2 protein-coding genes are annotated in these 4,548 nt (G+C 43.9%); both read left to right on the top strand.

Annotated elements, in window-relative coordinates:
* The first annotated feature begins 201 nt into the window (after positions 1-201).
* On the top strand, positions 202-951 hold the full coding sequence (locus QUA00_RS15255) for a Uma2 family endonuclease (RefSeq protein WP_333410129.1): 750 nt from the start codon (positions 202-204) through the stop codon (positions 949-951).
* Between the two features lie 104 nt (positions 952-1,055).
* The gene (locus tag QUA00_RS15250) at positions 1,056-4,481 is read left to right on the top strand and encodes a helicase-related protein (protein WP_333410128.1); all 3,426 of its coding nucleotides are present in this window, start codon (positions 1,056-1,058) and stop codon (positions 4,479-4,481) included.
* Positions 4,482-4,548 lie beyond the last annotated feature (67 nt).

The following is a 4,548-nucleotide window of genomic DNA, read 5'->3' as shown; positions in this document are numbered from 1 at the left end:
ATTAATAATTTATAACTCTGCAATTATACATTATTGGGCCAATTTTAGCAATCTTTTCCTATCATTCAACACTTCTGGCGTTGAGGGTTTGCGTCTGGAGGATTGGGAGATAGAGGTCTGAGTTAGATGTATCGAGTTTCCATCTACTCAAAATCAAAACTTCTTTCAAAACAAAACAATGCTTGCGACCCAAATAACATTATGAAATTTACCCTAGATGTAGAAAACAATCCTACAGGCTGGCCAGATCACACTCAGCTACCCGAATCAGACGGCACTTTTGTGAAAAATTTCCAAGAACATCCCCAAAGCATTCTGTTAACCGATTCAATTACTCCCGTTTTAGAAAGAATTCACGCTGACGGTAACTATTGCATCGGTCAAGACAGCGGTATTTATTGGCGATTAACTGACCCGCTAGAACGGGGTGCAGAAGCGCCAGACTGGTTCTACGTGCCCAATGTCCCGCCCACTATTGACGGTCAATCGCGCCGTTCTTATGTGATGTGGCAAGAATTTGTATCACCGTTAATTGTGTTAGAGTTTGTATCGGGAAACGGTGCCCAAGAACGGGATAGAACGCCTTTGTTGCGATCGGGTCAACAGGAAACTAAGCCGGGGAAATTCTGGATTTATGAAAATGTCATCCATCCGGCATTTTACGGGATTTATGAAGTAACTAAGGCTAGCGTTGAAGTCTATCACATGATCGAAGATAGGTATCAATTAGTTGCTGCAAATGAGCGCGGTCATTATCCGATCGCACCGTTAGGAGTGGAATTGGGAATTTGGCAAGGAAGGTATCAAAATGTGGAATTACCTTGGTTGCGCTGGTGGGATAGTCAAGGGAATCTGTTGTTATCTGGATCTGAAAGAGCCGATCGCGCCGAAGACCAATTAGAGCAATTGCGCGCTCAATTGCGATCGGCTGGAATTGAACCGCAATTGTAAGCAGGTTTGTAGTGAGGACTTTAGTCCTTCCATGTGATTTTTTAAGGACTAAAGTCCTTACTACAAACTTTTTTATGTACAACTAATATAACAGAGGAAACCCAGTGCCGCGCATTTTTGACAACATCGAACAATCACTGCTACCAGCATTGCGAGACACCATTAAACTCTCCTATCGGGCAGATTTTTGTGTGGGCTATTTCAATCTCAGGGGATGGCGGAGAATTGGCGATTTAATCGAAGCATATGTGGGAAACCAAGGAGCTTGCTGCCGCCTTTTGGTGGGAATGCAAAGTTTGCCTGCGGATGAATTGAATGCTAGTTTTAGCCTAATTTCCCATCACGGGGGGATTGACAATAATGCCATTATTCGGCTCAAAAAACGGATGGCTGAGGAATTTCGCCACCAGTTGACGATAGGGGCTCCCAACGATCGCGACGAGCAGGGCTTACGCAGGTTAAGCTATCAGATTAAAACGGGAAAAGTTATTGTTAAATTATTCTTAGCTTACCCACTGCACGCTAAACTTTATCTCGTTCATCGTCAAGACCCAAACAGCCCAATTGTAGGTTTTTTGGGCAGCAGCAATCTGACTTTATCGGGACTGTCAAAACAAGGGGAATTGAATATTGATATTTTAGATTTTGATGCTTGTAATAAGTTGCAAAAATGGTTTGACGATCGCTGGGAAGAATACGGCTGTGTTGATATTTCTAAAGAACTCGCAGAAATTATCGATCGCAGTTGGGCGAGATCCGAACTAATTCCACCTTATCACATCTATCTCAACATTGTCTATCATTTGTCCCGCGAGGCGATCGCAGGTATTGCTGAGTTTCAGATTCCCCGCGCTTTTAAGGGTTTATTTAAATTTCAAGAAGAAGCCGTTAAGTTAGCCGCCCGTCACATTACCAGACGGGGAGGCGTGATTATTGGCGACGTTGTAGGGTTGGGTAAAACTTTAGTCGGAACTGCGATCGCCAAAATTTTACAAGAAGACTGTTTCTTGGAAACCCTGATAATTTGTCCCAAAAACTTAGTCAAAATGTGGGAGGAGTATAATTGTAAATATCTCCTGGGTGCCAAAGTCTTATCCATCAGTCTGGTACAGCAAGAATTGCCAGAATTGCGCCGCTATCGAGTTGTGTTAATTGATGAAAGTCACAACCTCAGAAACCGCGAAGGCAAGCGATATCGAGCGATTCAAGAATATATTGCCATCAACGAAAGTAAATGTATTTTGCTTTCAGCAACTCCCTACAACAAAACCTATTTAGATTTATCTTCTCAGTTGCGGCTGTTTATTCCTGAAGACCAAAATTTAGGACTGCGGCCCGAAGCTTTGCTGAACCAATTGGGCGGAGGCAGTCAAGGAGAGTTAGAATTTATTAAGCGGCATCAATGTTCCGTGCGCTCTTTGGCTGCTTTTGAAAAAAGCGAACATCCTGATGATTGGCGAGATTTGATGAAGCACTACATGGTGAGGCGCACTCGCTCTTTTATTAAAGAAAATTATGCGGAAACTGACGCAGAGAAGAAGCGCAAATATCTAGAATTTGCCGATCGCACTCGTTCCTATTTTCCCGATCGCCTTCCCAAAACCATTAAGTTTTCCTCGGAAACTTCCGCAACTAGCTCCCAGCTTGACTTTGAGGAAATTGTCGAAGTCATCAATGCACTAAATCTGCCGCGTTACGGGCTGGGAAATTACATCGCCAAAAAACCCAAACAACAGCCGACTGAAGCAGAACAGCGGCAGTTAAATGCCTTATTCCGTGGGGGTCGGCGGTTAATGGGATTTTCGCGGACAAACCTGTTTAAACGGCTAGAAAGCAGCGGCAGTGCCTTTATCCAGTCGATCGAGCGCCACATCCTGCGGAATTTTATCTATTTATATGCGATCGACCAAAACTCCGATATTCCGATCGGCACCCAGGATGCAGACTTGTTGGATACCCGCAACAGCGATGAAGATGCTGATTCTGTGGTGGTTAGCAGTTTTGAAAGCGAAGAAATCGAAGATGATGCGGGCGAAACTTTAGATAGTGAAGCAGAATTGCTGTTAAGCGAAAAGAGTTTTAAACAGCGGGCAGAAGTTGTTTATCGAGAATATCAAACGCGCTACCAGCGCAGGTTTAAATGGCTCAAATCTGACTTTTTTGATACCAAGAAGTTAAAACGCGATTTGCTAGCCGATGCCCGCTGTTTGATTGAAGTCTTGCAAACTTGCAGTGTATGGCATTCTCAACCAGATCAAAAATTAGCTGCTTTGGTGACATTGCTCACAGAAACTCATCCCCGCGAGAAGGTACTAATTTTCACTCAATTTGCCGATACAGTCCGCTATCTAACTGATAATTTAACCAAGCTCAAAATTGCAGGCGTTGCATCGGTGACAGGCAAATCAAAAGACCCCACAGAAGTCACATTCCGGTTTAGTCCGACTAGCAACGGTAAGCGTGACAAAATCTCACCAGAACGAGAATTGCGAATCTTAATTGCCACCGACATTCTGAGTGAAGGTCACAACTTACAAGACAGTGCGATTATCGTTAATTATGACTTACCTTGGGCAATTATTCGGTTAATTCAGCGGGCGGGAAGGGTGGATAGAATCGGTCAAAAAGCCGATCGCATTTTGTGCTATTCGTTTTTGCCAGACGAAGGAGTCGATCGCATTATCAACCTGCGCGAAAGACTGCGCCGACGCTTGCAAGAAAATGCCGAAGTCGTCGGAACTGATGAGACATTTTTTGAGGATGACTCACCTCAAGTAATTCTCGATATTTACAATGAAAAATCAGGAATTTTAGATGGCGAAGAAGATGCCGAAGTTGACTTAACATCGGAAGCTTTTCAAATTTGGAAAAATGCCACGGACAACAACCCAATTTTGAAAAAAACCATTGAGTCAATGCCAAATGTAGTTTATTCAACTCGCAATCATACTCCCGCACCCTTGCAACCAGAAGGAGTTTTATTGTACATGAAAACCGCCGAGGGAAATGATTCGTTGATTTGGGTCGATCGCGATGGCAATAGCGTTAGTCAATCGCAACTCGGAATCCTCAGAATTGCAGCCTGCGAGGAAGCGACACCAGCAATTCCCAGAGACAAACAGCATCACGAATTAGTCACAAAAGGTGCAGAGTTGATAGCAGAAGAAGAGTTAACTGCGGGCGGACAATTGGGCAGGCCTTCCGGGGCCCGGTTCCGAACATACGAACGTTTGAAGAGTTACTTTAAGGAAATGAATGGTACAATATTTGCATCCGATGAATTGTCAAAAGCGATTGATGAAATTTACCGCTATCCCCTGCGCCAGTCGGCAATTGACACGTTAAATCGGCAGTTAAAAAGCGGAATTGGCGATCGACAATTAGCAGAATTAGTCGTGGGTTTGCGGATGGATGACCGTTTGTGTATAGTCAATGAAGACGAAGACAAACGGGAACCGATGATTATTTGTTCTTTAGGCTTGTTTCAGGAGAAAGCTGTCAGTCCGCCATTCCTCTCACCATCCAGCTAGTCCGCCAGGGAATGAATTCCCTGTCTAATAGCGAAAGTCGTCTAAAGACGACTCATGAATTGAAAAT

It is taken from the genome of Microcoleus sp. T2B6, from assembly GCF_036700475.1.
In the GTDB taxonomy this organism is placed as follows: domain Bacteria; phylum Cyanobacteriota; class Cyanobacteriia; order Cyanobacteriales; family Microcoleaceae; genus Microcoleus.
This window is presented reverse-complemented; position numbering and strand designations above follow the sequence as displayed.